Genomic DNA, 21,695 nt, shown 5'->3' with positions numbered 1-21,695 from the left:
ATCGGATATTCACGAACAGAACGGCCGCCCACGGGCAGAGCCGTCCCTCTGAGGAGAGGACCATGAAAGCGATGCGAAGCGCCCTGCTGGGGCTGGCAATCCTGTGCCTGTCGGCCTGCAACTCCAGCGACGAGGTCAGCGGCAGCGGTTCTGGGGGCGGCAGCGGCCGTACCACCCACCCGGTGACCGAGAGCCGCGACGGCACGGTCTATCGCCAGGAGGTCGCGGTGGCCAAGACCGGCGACGTGGCGGTGATCCAGGTGATGGAGCCGACGCACATGGAGAAGGGCAAGACCTATCCCCTGGTGCTGCATGGCCACGGCTACGGCGGCAGCCGCAACATCACCCCCAGCGGCTTCCAGCAGCGCCTGCGCGACGCCGGCTACTACGTGATCTCGATCGACGAGCGCGGCAATGGCGAGTCCAGCGGCCAGGTGCGCGTGATGTCGCCGGACTTCGAGGGCCAGGACCTGATCGGCATCCTCGACTGGGCCGAGAACCTCGAGGGCCTGCGCCGCCACGGCGACGGCCGCATGGTGGTGGGCAGCTACAGCGGCTCCTACGGCGGCATGTACCAGTTCCTGCTGGCCGGCGCCGACCCCCAGCAGCGCCTGCGCGTGATTGCGCCCGACATCACCCCGCACGACCTGATGTACGCGCTCAACTCCGGCAACGTCGTGAAGTCGGGCTACGGCCTGCTGCTGTCGCTGAGCGCCGAGCTGCCGCTGCTGGCCGTGGTGACCGGCGGCGATCCGACGCTGATCCTGACCGGCCTGCTCGACACCCTGGCCCGCGGCCAGACGCGCCAGGACACGGCGATCTTCGAATCGCTGATCAATGCCGCGGTGCAGAACCAGTTCACCGATGCCGGCCGCAACTTCTTCAAGTACCACAGCGTGTCCTACTTCTGCGACGGCCTGCCGGCCGGCGAGCAGAACTTCCTGCTGGCCACGCCCGATCCGCGCGAGGTCGCGCCGCGTCCCTACGCCAAGATCGATGCGCTGATCACCCAGGGCTTCCGCGACACGCTGTTCAACTTCAACGACGGCGTCGGCAACTACGAGTGCCTCAAGGCGCGCGGTGGCGACGTGCGCCTGCTGACACACCAGTCCGGCCACATCCTGCCGCTGAGCCTCACCACCGTGCCGCTGCCCCCGGGCAGCAATCTGGAGACGGCGCTCGATCCGTTCTACACCGCCCTGACCCTGCCCAACTTCCAGGACGCCGGCGGCTCACGCGCCTGCGGGTCGCTGGTGCTGGACGATGTCCAGTTCGCCTGGTTCGAGGAGAAGCTGCAGGGCAAGGGCGGTGCCGTGAACGCGGCCCTGCCCAGCGGCAAGGACATCTGCCTGAGCCTGGCCGAGGGTGATGCCATCAGCGTGCGCACGGTGCCCAAGGGCGGCCAGAGCTTCGACATCAACGACTCCACGCCGCAGCTCAACTCGGTGCTGGGCGTGGTCGGCGCGGTGCTGGGCAACGGTGCGCGCGAGGCCCTGCTGGCGACGCAGCCGCTGTACACCGCCCCGGCGGGCGGTGCCATCGTCGCGGGCATCCCCACGATGTCGCTGAATCTCGCCGGCCTCACCGGCGCCGAGCAGGCGAGCTGCGCGATTCCCCTGGGCATCGGTGCCTGCGACCCGATCCTGTTCCTGGGTATCGGCCACCGCAAGGCCGGGGAGACGCGCTGGGATCTGGTCGACGACCAGCTGACCCCGGTGCGCGGTTTCGGTGAGCACATCGGCGACATGAGCGGCATCGCCGAGCGCCTGGCCGAGGGCGACGAACTGGCCTTGCTGGTCTATGGCTTCCATGCGCAGTATCCGGTGACCTGGTCGCGCGACCTGCTGGTGCCGGCACTGAACGTCGCGGGCTCGGTGCAGTTGCCGCTGCTGTCGCCGTCCCAGATCACACGCCAGGGAATCTGACGCAATGAGCCGCACGATCGAACCCAGCGGTGCCGACATCAAGCGCATCGCCACCGGCATTCCCATGAACACGCCGGTGACCATGCTCAACCTGCTGCGCTTTCGCGGCCAGGCGGCTTACCCGGAAGGCTCGGGCCATGCGCCCTGCACCGGGCGCGAGGCCTACGGGCGCTACTCGGTGCTGGCGGAAAGGCGCGTGCGCGACGTCGGCGGCGAGCCGCTGTTCCTGGCCGAGGGCATCGGCCGCTTCATCGGCCCCGAGGACGAGCGCTGGGACGAGGTGCTGCTGGTGCGCTATCCGTCGATGCAGGCCTTCCTGCAGATGATCTCCAACCCGGAGTACCGCGCGGAGACGGTGCACCGCTCGGCGGCGCTGGAGGATTCGAGGTTGGTGGTGATGAGGACGCCGATGGGCGGGATGGGGGTTTAGTTGAGGTATGGTGAGCCCCTCGATACACCGCTACGCGGCACTCGGGGAGAACGGTCTGTTGGTCGCTGGAAGATTCTAAAGACCCGTTCACCCCGAGTAGCGCAGCGTATCGAGGGGCTCACACATTCACCAAGGTCACCCATGCCGTTCTGGCTCTACATCCTGCGCTGCGCCGACGGCTCCTACTACACCGGGCATACGGACAACCTCGATCAGCGCATTGCCCAGCATGAGGCCGGTACGTTCGAAGGCTATACCGCCACGCGAAAGCCACTGCTGCTGGTGTACTCGCAGGAGTTTTCGAGCCGCGAGGAAGCCTTGGCTTCGGAGATGCAGGTCAAGCGCTGGAACCGGCTGAAGAAGGAAGCGTTGATCCGCGGGGATTTCGGCGGTCTAAGGCAGGCAGCGAAGAAGAACTTCAAGCGAAGCCCGGAGTAAACAAAAGGGGCGGTGCGCAAGCACTGCCCCTTTTTCACTAGGCGGAAGGCGATGAGACCGTCTGCGCGTGAAAGCTGGCAACTTTCTTTTGATAGTCTTGCAAATACTCGCGATGTGTCTCCATCGCTATGCGTACGCACACTTCAATCAATGGCAACTCCCTAGAGAACTTGGAATAGATCTCCGAGTCGCTGACATTCAACGGGAGGCCTTCGCCTAGTAGGAAGTGGGCCGCCTGGTTTCTAAAGTCTTCACGAAATCGGCCGTTAAAAACTTCCTTAATTTGCCTTTCCTCTAGTTCAGCGTGGTCCGGAAGCGGGTCATGCAATTTCGGCACTACCTCTTTGTGCATCGCTATAGAAATACCCTTATCCTTTGCACGCGACATGAGCGCTGGTCGTAAAGACTTATAGATTCCTTCAAGAATCTTGTAGTAGCACAAAAACTTGTACAGCGAGCTTGGATTGTTTTTTGCTTCCCTGTATAGCGCATACACAGGAATCAACTCTTCCTCCATGGAGGAGGCGTGTGGATTCAGTTGTACATTGGCATGAGGTCCAACGTAATCCACGGATTCAATATGATGAACTGTGTCTAGGCATCCCACTCTCACGATGTGTAGCGGGATGTTTGCCAAGAAGCTCAGATGATCAAGAAAGGGAGTAAGCGCCTTTAAGAACAGGTGCTTCGCTTCATGGATGGAGGTTGAATTGCAATCGAACTCTACCAGCGCAAGCTCCTTCTTTGCGTTGTGTCTCAGAATCATCTTCCCTACGGACGTATGAAGCATGCCCGCAGTGTCTTCATAGCCTGCAACGATAAATGAATCCCCATCTTCACTAGTCATGATGGTGGAGATACCTCCTTCTCTTGAGGAGTGCTTCCCCAGCAGCGCCTTTAACTTGAACATTCGCTTGCTTTTATCCTTGAATTTTTCTTGGTCAGAAATTTTCCGATCTGGAAACTCAGGAACAATCAATAGAACACCGGGCACGCCAGAGGGCCCCAAGCGATCAACGGACACCTTAGTGCTTGTGGTAGCGCCTTTCGATGTCCTAGATGATGCATTGGCCCGGCGATCTTGCTGTCGAAGTTTCTTCTGCCGAAGCTTTCGCAGCTTTAACTTTCTGCTCTTACTCAACTTTCTTCCTCCTGTCTTGTGCCTAAAGCGGGGGCGCCATCCATGGCGGGACTTCACTTCCTGATCTAGCCCCGGCCCGGCCATCCATGGCCGGGCGTGAATCGCCGCATGCGATGACATTTAGTCATCGCATAAGCGCGGCGATTCACCCCTTCACACACATCACCTGCTTCAGCGTGTGCACCACCTCCACCAGGTCCGTCTGGTTGGCCATCACTTCATCGATGTCCTTGTACGCCGCCGGAATCTCGTCGACCACGCCGGCGTCCTTGCGGCAGACCACGCCCTCGGTCTGCTGCACCAGGTCGGTAGCGGTGTACTTCTTCTGCGCCTGCGTGCGGCTCATGCGGCGGCCGGCGCCGTGCGAGCAGGACTCGAAGCTTTCCGGGTTGCCCTTGCCGCGCACGATGAAGCTCTTGGCGCCCATGCTGCCCGGGATGATGCCCAGCTGGCCCTCGCCGGCGCGGATCGCGCCCTTGCGGGTCACCCAGACGTCGGCCTCGTAGTGATGCTCGCGCGAGACGTAGTTGTGGTGGCAGTTCACCGCCTCCGCCACGGTCTCGAACGGACGCAGGTGACGGCGCATCGCCGCCAGCACCAGGCCCAGCATCACCTCGCGATTCATGCGCGCGTAGTCCTGCGCCCAGCCCACCGCCTCGACATAGTCGTCGAAGTCCGGCGAACCCTCGTCCAGCCAGGCCAGGTCGATGTCCGGCAGCTGGCGGTCCATGCGCAGCGCCTTCTCGCGGGCGCGCTCGATGAAGTAGGTGCCGATGCGGTTGCCGATACCGCGGCTACCCGAGTGCAGCATCACCCACACGCGGCCGGCCTCATCCAGGCACAGTTCGATGAAGTGGTTGCCGCCACCCAGGCTGCCCAGCTGACAGATCCAGCCGTTCGGGTCCTTGCGCGACTCCAGCTTCGGGTGCTTCTCCAGGATCGCGTTCAGGCCCGGGTCGAAGGCGGCAGCCGCCTCGGTCGGCGCACGGTCGCCACGATGCTGGTCGCGGCCCACCGGCACGTCGCGGCTGATCTGGCGGAAGACGTTGTTGAGACGCTTCTCGTCCAGGTCCCCGGCAGTCAGCGTGGTACGCGCCGCGGCCATGCCGCAGCCGATGTCCACGCCCACCGCAGCAGGCACGATCGCCTGGCGCGTCGCGATCACCGAGCCCACGGTCGCGCCGATGCCCAGATGCACGTCCGGCATCGCGGCGACGTGGTGGTGCACGAACGGCAGGCCGGCAATGTTCGCCAGCTGCTTGCGCGAGGCCTCGTCGACGTCGTCGGTCCAGATCTTCACCGGCACGCTGCCGGTGGTGATTTCCTGCTTGATGCTCATATCGTTCCTGCGGCGCCACTCAGAGCGTCGCATCCTCCAAGGGGGCCTGTTAACACTACCGCAATCGCCGCGATGCCCCTACGGGGCACCCCATAGGGGCGGGCCCGTTTTGGCGCATGGCTGCGTCCCGACCCGCTTATGTACGTCTAGTACACCGCGCGTATCGGGACATTGCCCTGCACCAAAACGGTCTCCGTCGCAGCGACCGCGGTAGCGTTAACAGGCCCCGGTCTCAAATAAAGAGGGTCCGCCCGCCTTCGCGGGCGGCCCTCGACAGTACTACGGGCGCAGCGTCACCAGCTGCTTGAGCACACCGTCCAGTCCACCGAAGACCGTCAGCTTGTCGATCTTCTCGGTCACCTTCTCCAGCGCCTCCAGCTCCTTCAGGCGCAGCAGCGTCGGGCTCTCTTCGATCAGGCGCGCCGTGTTCAGCAGCGAGCGCGTCGCGTTGGCCTCCTCGCGGCGGCGGATGACATTGGCCTGGGCCGCCTTCTCGGCCTGCACCAGGCCGTTGAGGATGTCCTTCATCTCACCCGGCAGGATCAGGTCCTTGACGCCCACGCCCAGCAGCTCGACACCCAGCTCGCGCACGCGGCCGGCGACGTAGGCGAAAATCTCGCCGTCCATCGCCGTCTTGTCCGACAGCAGTTCGTCCAGCGTCTTCACGCCGACCGAACGGCGCAGGCCGAACTGCAGCTCGCGGTACAGGTAGTCGATGTACTTCGCCACCTTGGTGCGGGCCGCCACCGGATCGCTGACGCGGATCGTCGCCGACAGGTTCACGCGCAGGCTGACCTTGTCCTTGGTCAGCAGTTCCTGGCCCGACACCTCCAGGGACTGCAGGCGCAGCTCGATCAGCTCGACGCCGACGTTCTTCTGGAAGTTCCAGAAGGCGTAGGCACCCGGCTGCAGCACGCGCTGCAGCTTGCCGTCGACGAACAGCAGGCCCGCCGACTCCGCCGGTACCGTGGTGCTCAGCGCGTAGCGGTCGAGCACGCCGGTCTGGCGCAGGCGCTTGGCCACCGCCGGTTCCAGTTCCAGGCTCTCCCCCAAGGGCAGGCGCTGCACGGCGACGGACACCGGGCCCTTCCAGTACAGCTTGCGGGCGCCGGGGACCAGCACGTCCTCGAGCTTGCCGTTCTTCGACACCAGGCCGACCTCGTCGGTGCCGACGTCGGCGAGCACGAAATCGCGCTCCAGCTTCGCGCCCAGGCGCTCCACCAGCATGTCCGTGTCCTTGCCCTCGTATTCCGGGCGGGTGATGTCGGCTACGCGCAGGTCGGCGGCCACGAACGGGCTCCACATCCAGGTCACGCCCGGGGACAGCACGCGCTCGAAGCGGCGGTTGCGGTACAGCAGTCCACGCTCGCCGTCGCCGATGACGATACGCTTCATTCCAAAAATGCTCATCATGGGAGGCACTCCTTTTTTCTGGCCTCGTTTCCGCCGGCTCCGCTGCTCCACCGCGCTCGCCGGCCTGGCGCGGATCGCTCTGGTCTCCCGCAACGCGGCAGCCTTGCCTGCTCGCGCAGGCGAATAAGAAGGGGACACCCCTGACGACGTGTCAGGGGAGGCACCGCGATCCCCGGGTCGGGCGGCGCGGTTCCGGCATGAAGCCATCCGCTGCGCTGGATGGCGATCGAGCCTTGTGCCGCGCCGCCTTCGCGTCGGAAGACAGTGCCCCGGCCATCGCGCCGCTGCGTGAGGACAGGCCGGCATCGGACGAGCCTTTGCCGGTGTTGCCGTCACACACGGGGCGTCCCCGATGTGTGTCCTTTCGGACCTGGTGCGAAAGCACGGGAGTCGAACCCGTTACCGGATGGTTGAAAACCACCTGCTCTATCCAATGAGCTAGCTTCCAAAGGAAGATCAAAGCTTCCTGTGAGGGATCGACGTCGCACGACACGCGGCATACGCACCGGCACAGCCGGGCGCACCGGGCAGGACTCGCGAGCCTGCACCGCTGCATGGCGCCGTCATCATCGGCCCCCTATTGGCGCCTCTTGCCGAGGCGCCAATCTGTTTGGCGACCTGTGTCGCCGAATCCTGTTTCTCCACCGCGAACGCAAAGAAAAACCCCCGGTAGCAAGGCTCCCGGGGGTTCGCATTCCACGGGAGATCGGGGTGACCGATCTCCCTGCAAGGGATGGATCAGTCGATAAGCGTCAGGCTGGCGGTATTGCCCAAGGTCCGTTCAGGCCGGAGCGCAGGCGCGACGCCGCCACGGCTGTGATGCCGTTGCATGCTCGTTGCCTGGGTCCTGGACAAGATGGTCATGGAAGCCTGTGTGCCCGAAAATTTTTTCATCGCAATGATTGCGAAGCGCGCGGACTGTACGCCTGCGCAAAAGCGCTTGCAAGAAATATTTTTCAAGGTTTTCCCCTGTTATCCATGAACGAACACTATCGATCGCGGTCGCGGTAGAAGCGGCGCTGGCTGCGATGGAGTGCCTTGTCGGCCCGTTTCGTTGCCTGTCTCTGCAAGCTTGTCTGACGTGCATGCGCAAGCTCGCGTTCCAGCTTGTGATAGTTCGCCAGCCGCCCTTCGTCCACTTGTCCGCGCACCGCGCAGCCGGGCTCCTCCTCGTGCCGGCAATCGCCGTAACGGCAGTGCTCCGCCAGCTGCGCGATGTCCTCGAAGGCACCGTTGCCCAGCGCTTCGTCGCCGGACAGTCGCAACTCGCGCAAACCCGGTGTGTCGATGATGCAGGCGCCGTCGGGCAGGCACAGCAGTCGCCGCGCCGTGGTGGTGTGGCGGCCGCGATCGGCGGCGGCGCTCACGGTACCGGTAGCCTGGCGCGAGTCACCGAGCAGCGTGTTGCACAGCGTGGACTTGCCGACACCGGAAGAGCCGAGCAGCACCAGCGTCTGGCCTTCGCCCAGCCAGGGCTGCAGGGCTGCGCGCAGCGTGGCGTCGCGTGTGTCGCCATGCACCACTTGCGTGGCGCTGCCGCAAAGGCGCCGCACGGCGGCGATGCGTGCGTCGGCGTCCGTGCAGAGATCGGCCTTGCTCAGCACCACCACCGCCGCCGTCTCCGAGGCACGCGCCAGCAGCAGGAAGCGCTCCAGGCGATTGGGCTTGTAGTTGCCGTCGAGGCCCATCACCAGCAGGGCGGTGTCGACATTGGCGACCAGCGGTTGCGCCTCGCCGTCGCCGCGGCCGCGGCGCAGGAGATTGGCGCGTGGCAGCAGCGCGGCGATGCGGCGCGTGCCGCCTTCATCGCGCCATAGCGCCCAGTCGCCGGCCAGCGGATCTTCGCCGGGAGCAAACAGGGCCTCGAAGACCTGGCTGCCGTCATGCAGCTCGCAGCGGTCGCGGTGGCGCGCAATCACGCGCGCGGGCAGGGCGCCGGTTTCGCTGGAGAGAAACGGGACGAGGCGGAGGGGAAAACCGATGCGCCGCAGCGCATCCGGGAAAGGATGGAATGACATGGGGTAGCTGACCTGTTCGTGGCTGCCACGGGCAGCCGCAAGGGAGCCGGCGCGCCGGGCGCCGGGAGTTCACGTTCCGCCGCGAGGGCGGAGCAGGTCAGGCAAGGTCGTTCATATTCCGGAGGGGAGTATAAATCCGTCCGCGAAGGCGGTCGAACCATCGGGCCGCTGCGCTACTCTCAGGACTCTTGTTCCCGAAGAAGATCCGCATGAAGGACATCAAGACCATCGGCGTGCTGACCAGCGGTGGCGACTGCGCCGGGCTCAACGCGGTGATCCGCGCGGTGACCTATCACGCCTCCCAGGTCTGCGGCTGCCGTGTGCTGGGCATCCTTGACGGCTCGCTGGGCCTGATGGAGCAGCCGCCGCGCTACCGCGAGTTGCGTGCGGAGTCCTTCGACGAGGGCCTGCTGCGCGAGGGCGGCACTTTTCTCGGCACCACCAACAAGGGCGATCCCTTCCGCTTTCCGCAGCCCGACGGCAGCTTCCGCGACCGCTCCGGGGACTTCGCCGCCGGCGTGCGCGAGCTGGCGCTGGACGCACTGATCGTGATCGGTGGCGACGGCTCCATGCGCATCCTGCGGCGCCTCTGCGACCAGGCCGGCATCGGCATGGTCGGCGTGCCCAAGACCATCGACAACGACGTCCACGGCACCGAGTACGCCGTGGGTTTCGCCACCGCGATCAACGTCGTCACCGACGCGCTGGACCGCCTGCAGCCCACTGCCGCCAGCCATCACCGCGTGATGATCCTGGAGACCATGGGCCGCGACACCGGGCACATCGCGCTCAACGGCGGCATTGCCGGCGGCGCCGACGTGATCCTGGTGCCGGAAATCCCGTACACGCTCGACGGCCTGGTGGCGCACCTGCGCCGCGTACTGACGCAGGGCCGCTCGCATGCACTGCTGGTGGTGGCCGAGGGGGTCAAGACCGAAGAGGGGCAGCATGCCTCCGTAAACCTGCCGGGCGAGCAGCTGCGCTACGGCGGCATCGGTTACTACCTGGAGCGCGAGATCGGCAAGCGCCTGGGGACGGAGACCCGCGTCACCGTGCTGGGTCACCTGCAGCGCGGCGGCACGCCGTCGCCGCGCGACCGCCTGCTGGCCTCGGCCTTCGGCGTGCACGCGGTCAAGCTGGTGGCGCAGCGACGTTTCTCGCGCATGGTCGCCTGGCAGGACCGCGGCGTGATCGACGTGCCGCTGGCCGAGGTCACGGTGGGCTCGCGCCTGCTGCAGCCTGACGATCCGTTGATCGCCACGGCGCGGGGCGTGGGCATTTATGTCGGCGACGTGTGATTATAGATAAATAAGATTAATTTATAATAAATAAAATATAACAATCTCCCGCAGGCTTTCCGCTAGCCTAGGCCTATCCAATCAAGGGGGAGCGTCATGCTGCTGACCATCACACCGCTGTACGCCGGCGCACTGGCGATCCTGTACCTGGCGCTGAGCTATCGCGTGGTGCAGCAGCGCGGCCACGGCGTGAGCCTGGGCGACGGCGGCGACCAGGAACTGCTGCGCCGCATCCGCGGCCACGGCAACTTCGCCGAATACGTGCCCTTCATCCTGCTGATGCTCGCGATGCTCGAGTTCGGCGGCGTCACGCCGCCCTGGCTGCTGCACCTGCTCGGCGCCGCGCTGCTGGTGGCGCGCCTGCTGCACGGTATCGCGCTGTCGTTCACCCCGGGCTGGAAGTTCGGCCGCTTCTACGGAACGCTGCTGACCTTCATCCTGCTGCTGGTGCTCGGTGTGCTGTGCCTGTGGCGCGGCATCGCCGTGCTGCTGGTGTGAGCAACAAGCCCTACTCCGCGTCCTGCGAGCGCAACCGCGAGCCGATCCTCGCGGTGCTGCGCCAGCATTTCGCCGACCGGGGCCGCGTGCTGGAGATCGGCAGCGGCACCGGCCAGCACGCGGTGCATTTCGCCGCGGCGCTGCCGCAGCTGGTGTGGCAGTGCGCCGACCGCGAGGAAAATCTCGATGGCATCCGCCTCTGGCTGGAGGATGCGGCCCTGCCCAACACGCCGCCGCCGCTGGTGCTCGACGTCAACCAGGCGGACTGGCCGGCGCCGGGCTACGACGCCGTGTTCAGCGCCAACACCCTGCACATCATGGGCTGGGACGACGTGCGGGAAATGTTCCGGCGCCTGCCGGAGGTGATGGCGGCGGGCGCGAAGCTGGCGGTGTACGGGCCGTTCAACTACGGCGGCCGTTTCACCAGCGACAGCAACGCCGCCTTCGACACCGCGCTGAAGCACGCCGACCCGCGCCGCGGCATCCGCGACGCCGAGGCGGTGGACGCGCTGGCGTCAGCCATCGGCCTGCAGCTGCTCGACGACCACGCGATGCCGGCGAACAATCGCTGCCGTATCTGGCAACTCAGTTGATGTGCTTGCGCTCCGCCGGCGCCAGCGTGGGCTGCGCCGCGTCCGGCGCCGTCAGGCCCCATTCGGCCAGCTTCACGCCCTCGTCGATCAGCTTGGCCAGCGCGTGCACGGTCTTTTCCGGCAGGCGGATCTCCAGGCCCGGCCCTTCCTGCGGCGAGAACAGCAGCAGGTAGTGTTCCTCGCCGGCGCGGCGCATCTGCACTTTGTTCACCAGCAGCGGCGCCATCGCAGGGCTCAGTTCACCGGGCTCGAACTGTTTCCTGAAGTCGGTGCCTTCCAGCGCATGCTGGTGCTGGAACTCGAGCACCGCCTTCTGCGTCTGCGGGTCGCTGTGCTGGCGCACCGGCTCGCTATGACCCAGCACCTGGAACAGCGCCGGCCACCACAGCGCGGTCAGCCGCCGCGTCAGCCACAGGTGGTACTCCTGCTTGTCGCGCGTGCTGATGCGCAGCAGCAGGCGATCCTGGGCCGGGTCGTACTGGATGTTGATCTGGTGCAGTTGCATAGGTCAGCCCGCGGTTTCGTAGCGCGGCGGCGGTTCCTGCACATCGCCGCGCGGTGAGGAGCGGATGCGCGGGCGCAGCCATGCCGCGAACTCTTCGACGGTGAGTTGGCCCTCGGCCAGCGCCAGAAAGCGGGGGAACAGTTCCACGTCCTCGGCAGCGAGCATCGCGTCATTGAGCTCGATGAAGGTTTCGCAGACCACAGCCGCCGTGCGCTTGTTGCCGTCGACGAAAGGATGATTTCGCGCCAGGCCGAAGGCAAGGGAGGCGGCGAGGTCCGCCAGGTCCGGCGGCGGGTCGCCGTAGTGATGCAACTGCTGAGGCCGGGCGAGCGCCGACTCCAGCATGTTCTCATCGCGCACGCCGCTGCTGCCGCCATGCTCGGCCAATTGCCGGTCGTGTATCGCCAGGGCCAGGGAGCGGCCAATCCAGACGATCATGGCCTGTCCTCAGTTCTCGGACAGCTTGTGCAGCAAAGTGCGGCGGCGGCGCATGACGCTTTCGGCCACCTCCATCTGCTGCGCAAACGTCGGATCGTAGGCCTGCAGCTTCACGCCATCAGGCAGCTCGGTGACATAGAGCGTGTCGCCCTTGTCCAGGCGCAGGCGCGCCAGCAGTTCCTTGGGCAGCACGACGCCGGCCGAATTGCCCACGGTGGTGATCTTGAGTTTCATGGCGGACCCTCCTGTCGGACATTATAACGTCCGTATATACATCATTCCAGCCGGGAACGGATCGGCGGCAAAACCACTCCAAGTCCATGACGGTGCCAGGAAGGTGCCCATATTCAACGAGTTTCAAGGAGTTCAGGGATGAACCTGCAATTGCTGGAGACCCCGGTCTACGGCGGTACTCCACGGGACTGGCTGATCACGCTGGGCCTGTCGGTGGCGATCGCGCTGGTGATGTACCTGGCCAAGCCGATCCTGGCGCGCCGCCTTGTCGCCCAGGCACAGCGTTCGCGTACCCAGCTCGACGACGCCATGGTCGCTGCGCTGCAGGCGACGCGCCTGTGGCTGGTGTCGATCTTCGCGCTGTCGCTGGGCAGCCACTACCTGACATTGCCCGATCGGCACAACGACCTCCTGAAAGCGGCCACGGCCGTGGCCTTCTTCCTGCAGCTGGGCTTCTGGGCCGGGGCAGCGCTCAACTTCTGGCTGGGCCGTTCGCGCGCCAGGGCCATGGCTTCCAATGCCAGCGCCGCGACCAGCCTCTCTGCCATCGGCTTCATCGCCCAGCTGGTGTTGTGGACCGTGATCCTGCTCCTGGTACTGGACAACCTCGGCATCAACATCACCGCCCTGGTGGCGGGCCTCGGCATCGGGGGTGTCGCCGTGGCGCTGGCGGTGCAGAACATCCTCGGCGACCTGTTCGCCTCGCTGTCGATCGTGGTGGACAAGCCCTTCGTGATCGGCGACTTCATCATCGTCGACAACTACATGGGCACGGTCGAGAACGTCGGCCTCAAGACCACGCGCATCCGCAGCCTCGACGGCGAGCAGATCGTGTTCTCCAACAGCGACCTGCTCAAGACCCGCCTGCGCAACTACAAGCGCATGGTCGAGCGCCGCGTGCTGTTCAGTTTCGGTGTGGCCTACGAGACCCCGCCGGACCTGCTCGAGCAGATCCCGGCGACGATCCGCAAGATCGTCGAAGCCCAGTCCAGGGTGCGCTTCGAGCGGGCGCACTTCCAGAAGTTCGGCGAGTACTCGCTGGTGTTCGAGACGGTCTACTGGGTCACCGACCCGGACTACAACCTGTTCATGGACATCCAGCAGGCGGTGAACCTGGCGATCATGCGGGCGCTCAAGAGCGAGCGCATCGTCTTCGGCATGCCGCGCCAGTCGCTGCAGCTGGAAGGGCCGCTGCGCCTGGACGCAGGCGAGCCCGAAGCGGCGCGCAGTGCCGGCAACGGCGCCAAGGCCGGCGCGCATTGAGACCCTCCGGTGCAGCACAATCCGGACATGACACGACCCGTTTCCAACCAGCCCGCCGGGCCGACCTGTCCCTGCGGTTCCGGCGCCGCGTACGTGGCCTGCTGCGAGCCTTTCCACCTGGGCAAGGCCCTGCCGCCCACCGCCGAGGCGCTGATGCGCTCGCGCTACAGCGCCTATTTCTCGGGCCTCGAGGGTTACCTGCTGGCGACCTGGCACCCCGGCACCTGCCCGGAGTCCCTGGACCTGGGCAGCGAGCATCCGCGCACCACCTGGCTGGGGCTCAAGGTGTTGCGGTATGTGCCGCAGGACGCCGACCACGCCCAGGTGGAGTTCGTGGCCCGCTACCGCATCGGCGGCGGCAGCGCCCAGCGCCTGCACGAGCTGAGCCGTTTCGAGCGCATCGACGGCCGCTGGCTCTACCTCGACGGCAGCTTTCCCGCGCCGGAACCGGTGGCCGCGCAGGGTGGGCGGGGACGGAAAAGCTGATTTCCTTAGAGTTTTTTGACCCAAAAGCGGCCCTGCATAGTCAAAAGCCTTAGAATTGGCGCCCCGTTTCCGGGTTTCCCAGCCGGTCGCAAGGAAAGTTTCGTGTCGATTGCAGAAGCAGCACCCAACCCCGCCAACAGCGCCGGCCTCAGCTCCGAGCGTATCGAGGCCCTGAACGCCAAGTACGCGCCGCTGGATTTCGAGCAGCGCCTAGAGGAGCTGTACAAGGATTTCCCCGAGGACAAGGTGCTGGTGACCTCGTCCTTTGCCGCTACCTCGGCGCACTTCCTGCACATCATCTCGCGCATCCGTCCGAGCCAGCGCGTGGCCTTCATCGACACCGGCTTCCACTTCCCCGAGACCCTGGCCTACCGCGACTTCCTGGTCGCCGAGTTCGGCCTGGAAGTGTTCGACCTCAAGGCCGAGGACTGGAAGCACCAGTTCACCGTCGACGAGAAGACCTGGTCGCGCGATCCGGACTTCTGCTGCTCGGTCAACAAGGTGGAGCCGCTGGAATCGGCCAAGCCCGCGTACCACATCTGGGTGTCCAGCCTGATGCGCTGGCAGACCGATCACCGCGCCACGCTGCCGGTGTTCGAGGAGCGCCGCGGCATCGTCAAGTTCAACCCGATGATCGACGTCACCCGCGAACAGCGCGACGACTACATCCGCGAGCACGCCCTGCAACTGCACCCGCTGGTGGAGAAGGGCTATTCCTCCATCGGCTGCTCGCATTGCACGGTGCCCGGTGACGGCCGCGCCGGCCGCTGGCAGGGCAAGCCCAAGACCGAGTGCGGCCTGCATCTCTGATGGCCCTGCGCGTCGAGATCATCCCGGTCACCCCGCTGCGGCAGAACTGCTCGCTGATCTGGGACAGCGAGACCTTGCAAGGCGCACTGGTGGATGCCGGCGGCGAGATCGAGCAGCTGCTGCAGCGCGTGGCCCACCACGGCGTGACCCTGGAAAAGCTGCTGGTCACCCATGGTCACCTGGACCATGCCAGCGCCGTGCAGGACCTGGCCGAGCGCCTGGGCCTGCCGATCGAAGGCCCGCACCGCGACGACGACTTCTGGATCCAGCGCCTGCCGCAGGACGCCGAGACCTACGGCTTCCCGCCGGCGCGCGTCTTCACACCCGACCGCTGGCTGGAGCAGGGCGACACCGTGACCCTGGGCAGCCTGAGCCTGGACGTGCTGCATTGCCCGGGACATACGCCCGGTCACGTAGTGTTTCACCATGCGCCTTCGCAGCTGGCCTTCGTCGGCGACGTGCTGTTCCAGGGGGGCATCGGCCGCACCGACTTTCCTCGCGGCAACCGTGGCGACCTGGTCCGCGCGATTCGCGAACGACTGTTCCCCTTGGGTGACGACACGCACTTCGTCCCGGGCCACGGCCCCATGTCCACATTCGGCAACGAGCGCCACAGCAACCCCTACGTCTCCGATCGGGCCGCCGGCTGAACCCTGCCGGCGAAGCGTGGTCTGCTTCTTGCGTAATCGAACTGGCATGGAGCCACTGTAGCCTCCATGCCGTCAGCAGGAGTGGCCATGAGCAGCAGAAAACCCGCGGTACGGCGTCACCGCACGCTATGGATTTCCGACGTGCACCTGGGCTCGGAGGGCTGCAAGGCGCGCGCCCTGGTCGAGTTCCTGCGCCAGAACGAGTGCGAGAACCTCTACCTGGTCGGCGACATCTTCGACGGCTGGAAACTGCGCGCCAAGTTCTACTGGCCGCCCGACCACAGCCGCGTGCTGCACGCCGTGATCGCCAAGGCCCGCAAGGGCACCAAGGTGCACTACATCGCCGGCAACCATGACGACTTCCTGCGCCAGTTCGTGCGCAAGCAGCTGCGCCTGGGCCGCATCCGCCTGGCCAACGAGGCGGTCCACACCACCGCCGACGGCCGCCGCCTGCTGGTGATCCACGGCGATGTCTTCGACGAAGTGGTCAGCAACATGCCGCTGCTGGCCCATGCTTCCGACCTGGCCTACACCCTGCTGATGCGCGCGGACACCGCCTGGCAGCGCTGGAACGGCGTGGCGGAGCCCATGCCCAAGCTGTCGGCCATGGTGAAGACCCAGGTGAAGTCGGTGACGCAATACCTGTCCGGCGTCGACGAGAAGATGCTGCACCGCTGCCGCAACGAGGGCCTGAATGGCGTCGTCACCGGCCACACCCACCATGCCGAGGTGCGCTACGTGCGCAACGGCGTGACCAGCTTCAACTGCGGCGACTGGGTGGAGAGCTGCACCGCCCTGGCCGAGGACTTCCAGGGCGAGATCCGCATCCTCAAGTGGGAGCCCACGAAGAAGCCCGCACCGCGCCGCAAGGCGGTCGCCAAGCCGCGCAAGCCAGCCGCGCGCAGCACGCGGCGGCGGGTGGCGGAGCCGATTAAGCGGGTGGTGGCGCGGGTGCGGGCAAGAAGGGCGAAGGCCAAGACGCCGGAGTAGTGTCGTCTTTTCGTAGGAGCGGCTGTTAGCCGCGAGCGCCGGTTGCCATGATGACCGGCCTTCGCGGCCAACGGCCGCTCCTACAGTCCGTCAATATTGCTGTAGTTTCTCGAGTTCTTCCGACGCCGCCAACCACTGCTCCTCGCTGGTTTCCAGCTCGGCGCGCTTCTCGGCCTGTTCCTGCGTCAGCTTCTGCAGCTTGCCGCGCTGCCCGGCCTCGTAGATCGCCGGATCGGCCAGCTCGTTCTCCAGCACCTTGAGGCGCTGCTGCAGCTTGCCCATCTTCGCGTCGAGGTTGCGGATGGTCTCGCGGAAGGGCTTCTCCACCGCGCGCTGCTCTTCCGGCCGGCGCTTCGGCGCCTGCGGGATCGCGGCCTCGGCCGTGGCCTTGGCCACCTTGGCGACCTTGCCGGTGCCCTGCGCCGCGCGGCGCTGGCCCAGCCAGCGCGCGTAGTCGTCGAGGTCGCCGTCGAAGGACGCCACTTCGCCGTCGGACACGCGCCACAGCTCGTCGCAGGTCGCGGCGATCAGGTGGCGGTCATGCGACACCAGCACTACGCTGCCGGCGAACTCCTGCAGGGCCATTTCCAGGGCCTGGCGCATGTCCAGGTCGAGATGGTTGGTGGGCTCGTCGAGCAGCAGCAGGTTGGGTTTGCCGTAGACCACCAGGGCCAGGGCCAGGCGCGCCTTCTCGCCGCCCGAGAACGGCTCGATCACCTCGAAGGCGCGGTCGCCGCGGAAATTGAAGCTGCCGAGGAAGTCGCGCAGGTCCTGTTCCTTGGCCGTCGGGGCCAGGCGCTGCAGATGCAGCATCGCCGAAGCCTTGATGTCCAGCTGCTCCACCTGGTGCTGGGCGAAGTAGCCCACGCGCAGGTAGGGCGAGCGCGTCAGCGCGCCGGCGCGGGCGTCCAGTTCGCCGGCCAGCAGGCGCACGAAGGTGGACTTGCCGGCGCCGTTGGGGCCCAGCAGGCCGATGCGGTCGCCCGGCTCCAGGCCGCTGCGCACGCCGCTGAGCACGGTGCGGTCGCCATAGCCCACCGCCACCTTGTCGCAGTGGATCAGCGGCGAGGGCAGGCGGTCCGGCTTGGGGAAGCGGAACTGGAACTCCGGGTCCGCCACCACCGCTGCCGTCATGCTGATCCGCTCGATCATCTTCACGCGCGCCTGGGCCTGGCGCGCCTTGGTGCCGGCCTTGAAGCGGTCGACGAAGGATTGCAGGTGCGCCACCTGGCGCTTCTGCTGCTCGTGCGTGCTCTGCTGCTGCGCGAGGCGTTCGGCGCGGATGCGCTCGAACTGCGAGTAGTTGCCGCTGTACAGGGTGGCGCCGCCGCCCTGCAGGTGCAGGGTGTGGGTGGTGGCCGCGTCGAGGAACTCGCGGTCATGCGACACCGCCAGCAGCGTGCCGGGGTAGGTCGACAGCCAGTCCTGCAGCCACAGCACCGCGTCGAGATCGAGGTGGTTGGTGGGCTCGTCGAGCATCAGCAGGTCGGAGCGGCACATCAGCGCGCGCCCCAGGTTCAGGCGCATGCGCCAGCCGCCCGAGAAGTCCGCCACCGCCTGGCCCTGTTCCACCGCGCCGAAGCCCAGGCCGTCGAGCAGCTTGGCCGCGCGCGCCGGCGCGGCATAGCCGCCGATGGCCGCCATGCGGTCGTGCAGCGCGGCCAGCTTGTCGAGGTCTTCGGCCTCCTCGGCCTTGGTCAGCGCCGCCTCGGTGGCGCGCAGCTCCTGGTCGCCGTCCAGCACGAAATCCAGCGCCGACTGCGACAGCCCCGGGGTTTCCTGGGCAACGGTGGCGATCCTCAGGTTGCGCGGCACCGAGACGTCGCCGAGGTCCGGCTGCAGCTCGCCCAGCAGCATCGCGAACAGGCTGGACTTGCCGGTGCCGTTACGGCCGACCACCCCCACGCGATAGCCGGGATAGATCGTGAAAGCGAGGTTTTCGAGCAAGGTGCGCGAACCGCGGCGCAGCGTTGCGTTGGCAAAGGTCAGCATGGGGGGCGGATTCTAGTGGATCAGGCCGCCCGCCGCCCATGAAGTTTGCCCGTGGGAGCGGCTTCAGCCGCGATCTTTTGGTTTTTTGCCCAAGATCGCGGCCAAGGCCGCTCCCACAGGGATAAAGCTCAATGCAGCTTCCGCTCCGCCACCGGCGGCGGCGTGTACTGGTAGATCCAGGTCTCGGTCAGGGTCTGGTTGCCCAGCTTCAGGTACATGCGCAGGTTGATCGGTTCGGTGCTGTCGTCCGGCACCAGGTCGAACATCGCCCGGTAGCCCTTGAGCGCCGCCAGCGGCCGTGCCGAGGTGATTTCCACCTTGCCGCGCGAGGCGGTGATCACGGCCTCGACCTTGGGGTTGCCCTCCAGCATGCCCAGCGAGCCCCCGGCGAAGTCCACCGCGAAGCGCCAGGAGTAGTACTTGCGCTTCTGGCCGACCACGCCGCCCAGGCCGGTGCGGCTGGCCTGCACCGTGGCCAGCGGCGGGGTGGCCGGCGGGATGCCGCCCCAGTGCAGGCGGTAGGACAGCAGGTATTCCTTGCCCGGCTGCACCTTCTCCTCCGGGTTCCAGAACGCCACGATGTTGTCGAAGGTCTCGTCCACGGTGGGGATTTCCACCAGCTGCACGGCGCCCTTGCCCCACTGGCTCTTGGGTTCCACCCAGAGGCTGGGGCGGCGGTCGTAGAACACGCCGTCGTCCTGGTAGTGGTCGAAGCTGCGGTCGCGCTGCAGCAGGCCGAAGCCGCGCGGGTTGTTGTCGAAGTAGGAATTGACCCGGACCCCGGTGGGGTTGGTCAGCGGCCGCCACATCCACTCGCCGGAGCCGGTCCAGAGCTGCAGGCCGTCGGTGTCGTGGATTTCCGGGCGCCAGTCCCAGGCCATGCGGCGGTCGTTCTCGCCGTACTGGTACATGCTGGTCAGCGGCGCGATGCCCAGGCGCTCGATCGGCTTGCGCGGGTACAGGGCCACGTCCACGTCCATCACCAGGTTGCGGCCCGGGGTGATGTCGAACACGTAGGCGCCGGTGGTGCTGGGCGAGTCCAGCAGGGCGTAGACCGTGACCTTGCTGGACTCCTTGCGCGGACGCTCCAGCCAGAACGCCGTGAACATCGGGAATTCCTCCGGCCGCGGCAGGCCGGTGTCGATCGCCAGGCCGCGGGCCGAGAGGCCGTACTGCTTCTCCTCGCCCACGGCGCGGAAGTAGCTGGCGCCGAGGAAGGCCGAGATGTCCAGCTCGAAGTTGGTGTGGAACAGCAGGCGGAAGCCGGCATAGCCCAGGTCGGACGGCAGGCGGCCGAGCTTCTGCTTGCCGGTGTACTTGAACAGGCTGCCGTCGTACTTGATCTCGCGGGCCTTGCCGTCCACCACCTCGAACATGTGCACCGGGGTCTGGAAGAACAGGCCCAGGTGGAACAGGCGCGCCTGGAAGGGCAGGTCTTCCTTGCGCCACAGCGACTTGTCGGCCTTGAACTGGATGCTCTGGTAGTCGTCCCAGTTCAGGTCCTTGAGCGACTTGGGCACCTCGCCCTTGTGCGAGACATAGGGCTGGCCGGCCAGTGCGCGGGCACGGCCCTTGAGCCAGGCCAGGTCGAAGGGCTGGGCGTCGTCGGCCAGGACGGCACCCGGCGCCAGCAGCAGCGCAGGCGGGATGCCCCAGGCGGCGAGGGCGGCGGCGGATTTGAGCAGGTCGCGGCGTTTCATGTAGTTCTGGGTTCGTCGTCCGTGAGGCGCATAGCATGCTTGAGGAAGGGGGCCGGCTCCAACTGGTGCTGGCGCGCCCGGCCGGGCACCATGCACGAATGCAACAGTACGCCCGATGAACGACATCCCGCCGACCCTCTATACCTTCTCGGTCTCCCACTACAGCGAAAAGATCCGCTGGACCCTGGACCACGCCGGCATCGCCTACCGCGAACAGCGCCTGGTGCCGTTCTTCCACATCCCCCGGATCCTGGCCCTGACCCGGCGCGCCACTTCGGTGCCGGTACTGGAAGCGGGCGCCGAGGTGGTGCAGGACAGCACCCGCATCCTCGAATGGCTGGAACGCCAGCACGCCCCCTTTACCCTGCTGCCGGCCGACCCGGCCCTGCGCGCCGAGGTGATGGAACTGGAGGCGCGCTTCGACCGCATCGGCGTCCACGTGATCCGACAACTGTTCGCCGAAACCATGCGCGACAAGGCCGCCACGCTGGCCCTGTGGAGCCAGGACGCCAACCCCCTGCAGCGCCGCGCCCTGTCGCTGGCCTACCCCCTGGTGCGCCGCGGCTTCTCGCGCCTGCTGCAGCTGTCGCCCGGCACGATGCGCAAGGCCGTGGCCAGGATCGACGAGGCGGCGGACTTCATCGCCGAGCGCACCCAGGGCGGCCGCCCCTACCTGGCCGGCGACCGCCTTAGCGCGGCCGACATCACCGCCTGCGCCCTGCTGTCGCCGCTGGTCTGCCCGGAAGAACACCCGGTGTTCGGCGCCCCCGCCTATCGCCGCACCGTGCGCATGCGGGCGGTGCGCTGGGACGACCATCCGGGTTTCGAGTGGGTGAGGGGGGTATATCGGGAGCATCGCGGGGTTCGGCGCGCATAGTGACCGGCGTTCCCGGCTTGCCTTCGGCAAACCAGGCTACGGGTAAGCGTAGGTCCGGTTTCAGGTACTTGGCCCTGAATTCCATGTAGCCCGGTTTCGCGTAGCGAAGCCGGGAGCGCAGCTCAGGGCTCCCCGAAATGCCCGGAAGCGCTCGCCGCCGCATCTCCACCCCAGTCCGAAGGCAGTTCACCCCGCCGCACCATCCGGTGAAACGAGGAATGCGGCCAGTCCGCTACCCGGCTGACCTGACCATGCTTCACCGGGTTGTAGAAGATGTAATCCCGGTGCCGCTGCCAGTCATCCTCATCGCGGATCAGGTGCTCCCAATAGCGGCGCTGCCAAACCGCCGGCGTGCCATTGGAGCGGCTGGGCAGGGGTACGCCAGTTTCGCGAAGCGCTCGCGTAAAACCTGTCTTGATCAGCTGCCAGCGCGTCGCATAGTCCGCGTCGCCCTCGGGAAGTACCCAGATCGCATGCAGGTGCTCCGGCATCACGGCAATGGCATCCAGGTCGAATGGACGCGCGGCATGAACGCTGCGAAAAGCCGCGCGCAGAAGTTCGACATGCTCTGTGAGCAGGCTGGCGCGACGGTCTTCCAGCGCAACGGTGAAGAAGTAGGTCGCGCCTGCTACACGCGCCCGCCGGTACTGGACCATA

At 66.3% G+C, this 21,695-nt stretch carries 22 protein-coding genes and 1 tRNA gene; 12 read left to right on the top strand and 11 right to left on the bottom strand.

Annotated features, from left to right (window positions below):
* Positions 1–62 precede the first annotated feature (62 nt).
* The 3 genes from D0B54_RS20405 (at position 63) to D0B54_RS20395 (ending at position 2,793) form a co-directional block, all read left to right on the top strand.
* A complete protein-coding gene (locus D0B54_RS20405) occupies positions 63–1,925 on the top strand; it encodes an alpha/beta hydrolase family protein (protein WP_240433474.1) in 1,863 nt (620 codons plus the stop codon).
* Positions 1,926–1,929: 4 nt separating this feature from the next.
* Positions 1,930–2,355 carry a DUF1330 domain-containing protein gene (locus D0B54_RS20400; protein WP_117293621.1) on the top strand — a complete coding sequence of 142 codons (426 nt, stop codon included), beginning with the start codon at positions 1,930–1,932 and terminating at the stop codon, positions 2,353–2,355.
* A 141-nt stretch (positions 2,356–2,496) separates the two neighbouring features.
* Positions 2,497–2,793, top strand: a complete 297-nt coding sequence (locus D0B54_RS20395; RefSeq protein ID WP_117293619.1) for a GIY-YIG nuclease family protein — start codon at positions 2,497–2,499, stop codon at positions 2,791–2,793.
* Between the two features lie 37 nt (positions 2,794–2,830).
* Here D0B54_RS20395 and mauJ read toward each other — a convergent pair whose 3' ends face one another.
* The 5 genes from mauJ to rsgA all read right to left on the bottom strand — a co-directional run bounded on the left by mauJ (position 2,831) and on the right by rsgA (position 8,704).
* Positions 2,831–3,934 carry a methylamine utilization protein MauJ gene (gene mauJ / locus D0B54_RS20390; protein WP_162932590.1) on the bottom strand — a complete coding sequence of 368 codons (1,104 nt, stop codon included), beginning with the start codon at positions 3,932–3,934 and terminating at the stop codon, positions 2,831–2,833.
* Between the two features lie 145 nt (positions 3,935–4,079).
* Positions 4,080–5,273 (bottom strand): RtcB family protein, encoded by a 1,194-nt coding sequence (locus D0B54_RS20385; protein ID WP_117293615.1) that lies wholly within the window; start codon positions 5,271–5,273, stop codon positions 4,080–4,082.
* Positions 5,274–5,552: 279 nt separating this feature from the next.
* The gene (locus D0B54_RS20380; RefSeq protein WP_117295405.1) at positions 5,553–6,677 is read right to left on the bottom strand and encodes a slipin family protein; all 1,125 of its coding nucleotides are present in this window, start codon (positions 6,675–6,677) and stop codon (positions 5,553–5,555) included.
* A gap of 384 nt (positions 6,678–7,061) precedes the next feature.
* Positions 7,062–7,134, bottom strand: a tRNA-Glu gene (locus D0B54_RS20375).
* 541 nt (positions 7,135–7,675) lie between these two features.
* Positions 7,676–8,704: a ribosome small subunit-dependent GTPase A gene (rsgA, locus tag D0B54_RS20370; protein ID WP_117293613.1), complete on the bottom strand. Its 1,029-nt coding sequence runs from the start codon at positions 8,702–8,704 to the stop codon at positions 7,676–7,678.
* Between the two features lie 209 nt (positions 8,705–8,913).
* Between rsgA and D0B54_RS20365 the strand changes: the two genes are divergently transcribed.
* The 3 genes from D0B54_RS20365 (at position 8,914) to D0B54_RS20355 (ending at position 11,093) form a co-directional block, all read left to right on the top strand.
* Positions 8,914–10,002, top strand: coding sequence for an ATP-dependent 6-phosphofructokinase (locus D0B54_RS20365; RefSeq protein ID WP_117293611.1), 1,089 nt, complete (start codon positions 8,914–8,916; stop codon positions 10,000–10,002).
* Between the two features lie 96 nt (positions 10,003–10,098).
* Positions 10,099–10,500 (top strand): MAPEG family protein, encoded by a 402-nt coding sequence (locus D0B54_RS20360; RefSeq protein ID WP_117293609.1) that lies wholly within the window; start codon positions 10,099–10,101, stop codon positions 10,498–10,500.
* Positions 10,497–11,093 carry a DUF938 domain-containing protein gene (locus D0B54_RS20355; RefSeq protein ID WP_117293607.1) on the top strand — a complete coding sequence of 199 codons (597 nt, stop codon included), beginning with the start codon at positions 10,497–10,499 and terminating at the stop codon, positions 11,091–11,093. The genes D0B54_RS20360 and D0B54_RS20355 overlap by 4 nt, the downstream gene beginning before the upstream one ends.
* Here the strand turns inward: D0B54_RS20355 and D0B54_RS20350 are convergent.
* The 3 genes from D0B54_RS20350 to D0B54_RS20340 are packed head-to-tail and all read right to left on the bottom strand — an operon-like array spanning position 11,086 to position 12,270.
* Positions 11,086–11,598, bottom strand: coding sequence for a hypothetical protein (locus D0B54_RS20350; protein ID WP_117293605.1), 513 nt, complete (start codon positions 11,596–11,598; stop codon positions 11,086–11,088). The genes D0B54_RS20355 and D0B54_RS20350 overlap by 8 nt on opposite strands.
* A gap of 3 nt (positions 11,599–11,601) precedes the next feature.
* On the bottom strand, positions 11,602–12,036 hold the full coding sequence (locus D0B54_RS20345; RefSeq protein WP_117293603.1) for a type II toxin-antitoxin system death-on-curing family toxin: 435 nt from the start codon (positions 12,034–12,036) through the stop codon (positions 11,602–11,604).
* Positions 12,037–12,045: 9 nt separating this feature from the next.
* Positions 12,046–12,270, bottom strand: a complete 225-nt coding sequence (locus tag D0B54_RS20340; RefSeq protein WP_117293601.1) for an AbrB/MazE/SpoVT family DNA-binding domain-containing protein — start codon at positions 12,268–12,270, stop codon at positions 12,046–12,048.
* Between the two features lie 138 nt (positions 12,271–12,408).
* Here D0B54_RS20340 and D0B54_RS20335 point away from each other — a divergent pair, with 138 nt between their 5' ends.
* The 5 genes from D0B54_RS20335 (at position 12,409) to D0B54_RS20315 (ending at position 16,469) form a co-directional block, all read left to right on the top strand.
* Entirely contained in the window at positions 12,409–13,533 is a 1,125-nt protein-coding gene (locus tag D0B54_RS20335; RefSeq protein WP_240433473.1) for a mechanosensitive ion channel family protein, read from the top strand.
* Positions 13,534–13,560: 27 nt separating this feature from the next.
* Positions 13,561–14,019: a YchJ family protein gene (locus D0B54_RS20330; RefSeq protein WP_117295401.1), complete on the top strand. Its 459-nt coding sequence runs from the start codon at positions 13,561–13,563 to the stop codon at positions 14,017–14,019.
* Positions 14,020–14,127: 108 nt separating this feature from the next.
* Positions 14,128–14,829, top strand: a complete 702-nt coding sequence (locus D0B54_RS20325; RefSeq protein ID WP_117295399.1) for a phosphoadenylyl-sulfate reductase — start codon at positions 14,128–14,130, stop codon at positions 14,827–14,829.
* Positions 14,829–15,479, top strand: coding sequence for an MBL fold metallo-hydrolase (locus D0B54_RS20320; RefSeq protein WP_117293599.1), 651 nt, complete (start codon positions 14,829–14,831; stop codon positions 15,477–15,479). The genes D0B54_RS20325 and D0B54_RS20320 overlap by 1 nt, the downstream gene beginning before the upstream one ends.
* A gap of 87 nt (positions 15,480–15,566) precedes the next feature.
* Positions 15,567–16,469 (top strand): UDP-2,3-diacylglucosamine diphosphatase, encoded by a 903-nt coding sequence (locus D0B54_RS20315; protein ID WP_162932589.1) that lies wholly within the window; start codon positions 15,567–15,569, stop codon positions 16,467–16,469.
* 90 nt (positions 16,470–16,559) lie between these two features.
* Here D0B54_RS20315 and D0B54_RS20310 read toward each other — a convergent pair whose 3' ends face one another.
* Positions 16,560–18,461 (bottom strand): ABC-F family ATP-binding cassette domain-containing protein, encoded by a 1,902-nt coding sequence (locus D0B54_RS20310; protein WP_117293595.1) that lies wholly within the window; start codon positions 18,459–18,461, stop codon positions 16,560–16,562.
* 128 nt (positions 18,462–18,589) lie between these two features.
* A complete protein-coding gene (locus D0B54_RS20305) occupies positions 18,590–20,161 on the bottom strand; it encodes a glucan biosynthesis protein (protein ID WP_117293593.1) in 1,572 nt (523 codons plus the stop codon).
* 115 nt (positions 20,162–20,276) lie between these two features.
* Here D0B54_RS20305 and D0B54_RS20300 point away from each other — a divergent pair, with 115 nt between their 5' ends.
* Positions 20,277–21,038, top strand: a complete 762-nt coding sequence (locus D0B54_RS20300) for a glutathione S-transferase family protein (RefSeq protein WP_117293591.1) — start codon at positions 20,277–20,279, stop codon at positions 21,036–21,038.
* A 122-nt stretch (positions 21,039–21,160) separates the two neighbouring features.
* Here D0B54_RS20300 and D0B54_RS20295 read toward each other — a convergent pair whose 3' ends face one another.
* Entirely contained in the window at positions 21,161–21,694 is a 534-nt protein-coding gene (locus D0B54_RS20295; RefSeq protein ID WP_117293589.1) for an REP-associated tyrosine transposase, read from the bottom strand.
* Position 21,695 lies beyond the last annotated feature (1 nt).

The organism is Solimonas sp. K1W22B-7, from assembly GCF_003428335.1.
Taxonomy (GTDB): Bacteria; Pseudomonadota; Gammaproteobacteria; order Nevskiales; family Nevskiaceae; genus Solimonas_A.
Note: the sequence above shows the minus strand (reverse complement) of the source record. Positions and strands in the feature narration are given on the sequence as shown.